The organism is Kitasatospora sp. NPDC091257 (assembly GCF_044757675.1).
GTDB lineage: Bacteria > Actinomycetota > Actinomycetes > Streptomycetales > Streptomycetaceae > Kitasatospora > Kitasatospora lactacystinica.
The window spans coordinates 1-3,582 of the sequence record NZ_JBIVVI010000958.1; the positions used below are offsets into that span (position 1 = coordinate 1).

The 3,582-nt window shown below is 75.9% G+C and carries 3 protein-coding genes and 1 pseudogene; all 4 read left to right on the forward strand.

Annotation, left to right across the window (positions count from 1 at the left end; all coding sequences use genetic code 11):
* Positions 1-161 precede the first annotated feature (161 nt).
* Positions 162-962: a hypothetical protein gene (locus tag ACIQOV_RS32725; RefSeq protein WP_401054351.1), complete on the forward strand. Its 801-nt coding sequence runs from the start codon at positions 162-164 to the stop codon at positions 960-962.
* 83 nt (positions 963-1,045) lie between these two features.
* Entirely contained in the window at positions 1,046-1,891 is an 846-nt protein-coding gene (locus tag ACIQOV_RS32730) for a DegV family protein (RefSeq protein WP_387695713.1), read from the forward strand.
* A 183-nt stretch (positions 1,892-2,074) separates the two neighbouring features.
* Positions 2,075-3,085 carry a helix-hairpin-helix domain-containing protein gene (locus tag ACIQOV_RS32735; protein ID WP_401054353.1) on the forward strand — a complete coding sequence of 337 codons (1,011 nt, stop codon included), beginning with the start codon at positions 2,075-2,077 and terminating at the stop codon, positions 3,083-3,085.
* Between the two features lie 57 nt (positions 3,086-3,142).
* Positions 3,143-3,582 (forward strand): annotated as a pseudogene (locus ACIQOV_RS32740) (MBL fold metallo-hydrolase); the annotation flags it as partial.

The window sequence follows — 3,582 nt, forward strand, 5'->3', positions numbered from 1 at the left end:
GGGGACCCTCGGGGAGATCCCGGATCTGACCCTGATCTCCGTCCGCGGGGGCCGCTCGGGCTGCCCCCGGACGGCTTCCGGCGGCTACCGTGGAACCCTCGGCAATTGCGGCCCGCGTTGGGCCCGGTGGGGGCCGGAACGACGGCGGAAGGTGGCGCGCGATGGACGTGTTCGGCGTGATGATCGGCCTGGTCCTGCTCTTCGGGGTCGCGGTGACGGTGCTGGCCGTGGTCGGCACGGTCAAGGCCGCCAAGGCCGTCGGCGCGAAGATCGAGAAGCACGAGGCCAACGCCCGCCGGGCCGTGGAGACCGCCACCCTCAAGGCGAAGACGTACACCAAGGTCGGCCCGTCCGCACAGATCGCCTCCGTCCGGCTCCGCCTGCGGACCTCGCTCGACGGCACCCGGCAGGTGCTGGAGAGCGGCCTCGCGCAGGACGGCCAGCTCGGCGAGTCGCTCGCCCTGCTGAAGCGGCTCGACGAGCACGCCGCCGAGCTCGACGGCGAGCTGCGGATGCTGGAGCGTGAGCTGGAGACCGCGCGGATCGCCGCCAAGCTGCCCGAGCTGCGCGAGCGGGCCGAGCGGATCACGCACTCGGCGGAGACCATGCGCTGGGCGGCGCAGGACCGGATGCAGCGGTTCGCGGACGACGAGCTGAGCCGGCTGAGCCAGGAGTGCGAGAGCGAGGCGGGGGCGCTGCGGCACTGGGACACCGCGGGGGGTGCGTCCTCCGGCCAGGCTTCGGGTGCTTCGGGTGCTCGGGGTGCTCGGGGTGCTTCGGGTTCCGGCGGTTCCGGCGGTTCCGGCGGTGCGGCCGGGAGTGCGGCTCGGGCCCGGCTGACCGACGGGAAGGGGCGTGCGAGTGCCGAGGAGCTGCTCGGGCTCGCCGATCCGCTGGCCAAGCTGGCGCAGCGGCTGCGCAAGCCCTCGGCCGGGCCTTCGACGGGGCCCTCGGCAGGCTGAGCCGACGGGGCGGCGCGAGGCCTTCGGCCGGTGCCCGGACCGGGCGCTGTCCTCCCGGACCGGCGGGGAGTAACCTCCGGCTCATGCCCTCCGACCTCGCGCTTGTCACCGATTCCACGGCCTATCTGCCGCAGGAGACCCTCGACCGGCACGGGATCACGGTGGTCCCGCTGAGCGTCGCGGTCGGTGACTCGGTCCTGAGCGAGGGCGTCGAGATCTCCCCGAAGGACGTCGCCGAGGCGCTGCGCGGCAAGCAGCGGGTGACCACCTCCCGGCCGAACCCGGAGACCTTCGCCGCCACCTACCGGGCGGCCGCCGAGGCCGGGGCGAAGGGGATCGTCTCGGTGCACATCTCCGGGGAACTGTCCGGCACCGTCGAGGCCGCCCGGCTGGCCGCCGCCGAGGCTCCCGTACCGGTGCGGGTGGTGGACAGCCGGCTGGTCGGGATGGCGCTCGGGTACGGGGTGCTGTCGGCGGCCGAGGCCATCGCGGCCGGGCAGGGCCTGGCGGAGGCGGCCGAGGCGGCCGAGCGGCGGGCGGCCCGGACCAGCGGGTTCTTCTACGTCGACACCCTGGAGCACCTGCGGCGCGGCGGCCGGATCGGGGCGGCGCGGGCGCTGCTCGGCTCGGCCCTGGCGGTCAAGCCGCTGCTGCACCTGGACGGCGGGCGGATCGAGCCGCTGGAGAAGGTGCGGACGGCGTCGCGGGCGATCGCGCGGCTGGAGGAGATCGCGGTCGAGCGGTCGGGGGAGCAGGAGGTCGACATCACCGTGCACCACCTGGCGGCCGAGGACCGGGCCGAACCGCTCGCGGAGCGGCTGCGGGCCCGGGTGCCGGGGCTGCGGGAGCTGTACGTGGGCGAGGTGGGGGCGGTGATCGGCGCGCACGTCGGGCCGGGGCTGCTGGCGGTGGTGGTCGCGCCGCGCTGAGTGGTGCGGGTGGTTGCCGGTGTCGGGCGGTCCGGCTGGGTGCCCGGTTGCTTGGTCGGCTGGTCAATTTCGGACGGCCGTGCTCACTCCTGTGAGTGACACTTTTTATCCACAACCCCCGGGTTGTCCACAGGGTTTGGTTGATTTCCGTGCGCTCGCCGGAGGACTCCTACCGTCCTCGGCATGACGACCATGGGCCTGGGCGCGGCGAAGCGCCATGCGATCGACGAGACGGTACGGCTGCGGATGGCCGCGCTGCTGCCGGCGGGTGACGAGCCGGCGGGTGACGAGCCGGAGGGCGGCGTCGGCGAGGGCTCCCCGGGGTCGGCCGCATCGCCGACAAGGGGCCGGGCGGCGGCTGCCGGCGGCCCGTCGTTGCCGTCTCAGGCAGCGGTGCCGGCGGCGGTGCCGGCAACGCCGGACGTGGGTGCCGCGCCGGATCCGGGTGACACTGTGGATCCGGGTGATGCTGTGGATCCACCGGAGGCCGGGGCACGTCCGCGAGTCCCCTCGTTCGCCTCGTTCCCCCCGCTCGGCTCGGCGTTGGCGCTCGACCGGCGCGCGGTGGCCGGGCTGGCCATCCTGCTGCTGTTCGCGGTCGGCTACGCCGTACAGCACTTCTGGCTGGCCCGGCCGGAGACGGTCGCCGTGCCCGCGCCGGCGGCCGTCGCGGCACCGGCGGGAGTCGAGCCGCCCGCTCCCGCCGACGCCTCCGCCGTCGACCCCAGGGCCGGGCCTGCCGCCGGTGCCGGGGCGGAGGTCGTGGTGGACATCGGCGGGCGGGTCCACCTCCCCGGCCTGCACACCCTGCCCGGCGGCTCCCGGGTGGCCGACGCCCTGCGGGCGGCAGGCGGGCCGCTGCCGGAGACGGACACCAGGAGCCTCAACCTGGCCCGCATCCTGACGGACGGTGAGCAGATCCTGGTCGGCGAACCGGGGCCCGCCCCCGCCCCGGCCGTCGTCGGCAGCGGGAGCGGACCTCCGGGCCCCGCCGCGCCCCGACCACCCGTCAGCCTCAACCGCGCCACGCTCGAACAGCTCGACACCCTTCCCGGCGTCGGCCCCACCCTCGCCCAGCGCATCCTCGCCTACCGCACCTCGCACGGCTCCTTCCGCTCCCTCGACCAACTCCGGCAGGTCAGCGGCATCGGCGCCCGCACGTACGCGGAACTCCGCCCGCTCCTCACCCTCTGACGCCGCCACCGCCGTCGTCCCCGCCCGCTTCCCCGGCCACCGAAGGGAGGTACCGCCATGTCCGCCGCCACCACGCCGGCCGGTCCGGCCGCCGCGCCCCGCTCCGCGGGCGCCGACTTCCGGCTGCTGCTGCCCGCCGTCTCGGCCTGGACGGTCACGGCGGCGCTCCTTGGTCTGGAACCGGGGTACGAGGCCCTCGCCCTCACCGCGGCCGGCCTTGCCATGCTCGCGGCCGTCCTGCTGCTCATCCGGCCGGGGGTCCTGCGCCGGCGCGGGTCCTCGGCGACGCTGGCCGCCGTCCTGCTCACCGGCGCGGCGGCCGCGATCGCCACTCCGCTGCACACCTCCGACCTCCACCGGGGGCCGCTGCCGGAGCTCGCCCGCGCGTCCGTGGCCGCCGAGCCGGGAACGCCGTCCCCGGTGGTGGAGGTGGAGCTGACGATCACGGGGGACCCGAAGGCCCACGTCTCCCGGGGAGGCCCCGCCGCCGGGCAGGC

What these genes read in the sequence shown, in the direction of transcription:
- ACIQOV_RS32725 (WP_401054351.1), top strand. Translation starts at nt 162, where the DNA reads ATGGACGTGTTCGGCGTGATGATCGGCCTGGTCCTGCTCTTCGGGGTC.
- ACIQOV_RS32730 (WP_387695713.1), top strand. Translation starts at nt 1,046, where the DNA reads ATGCCCTCCGACCTCGCGCTTGTCACCGATTCCACGGCCTATCTGCCG.
- ACIQOV_RS32735 (WP_401054353.1), top strand. Translation starts at nt 2,075, where the DNA reads ATGACGACCATGGGCCTGGGCGCGGCGAAGCGCCATGCGATCGACGAG.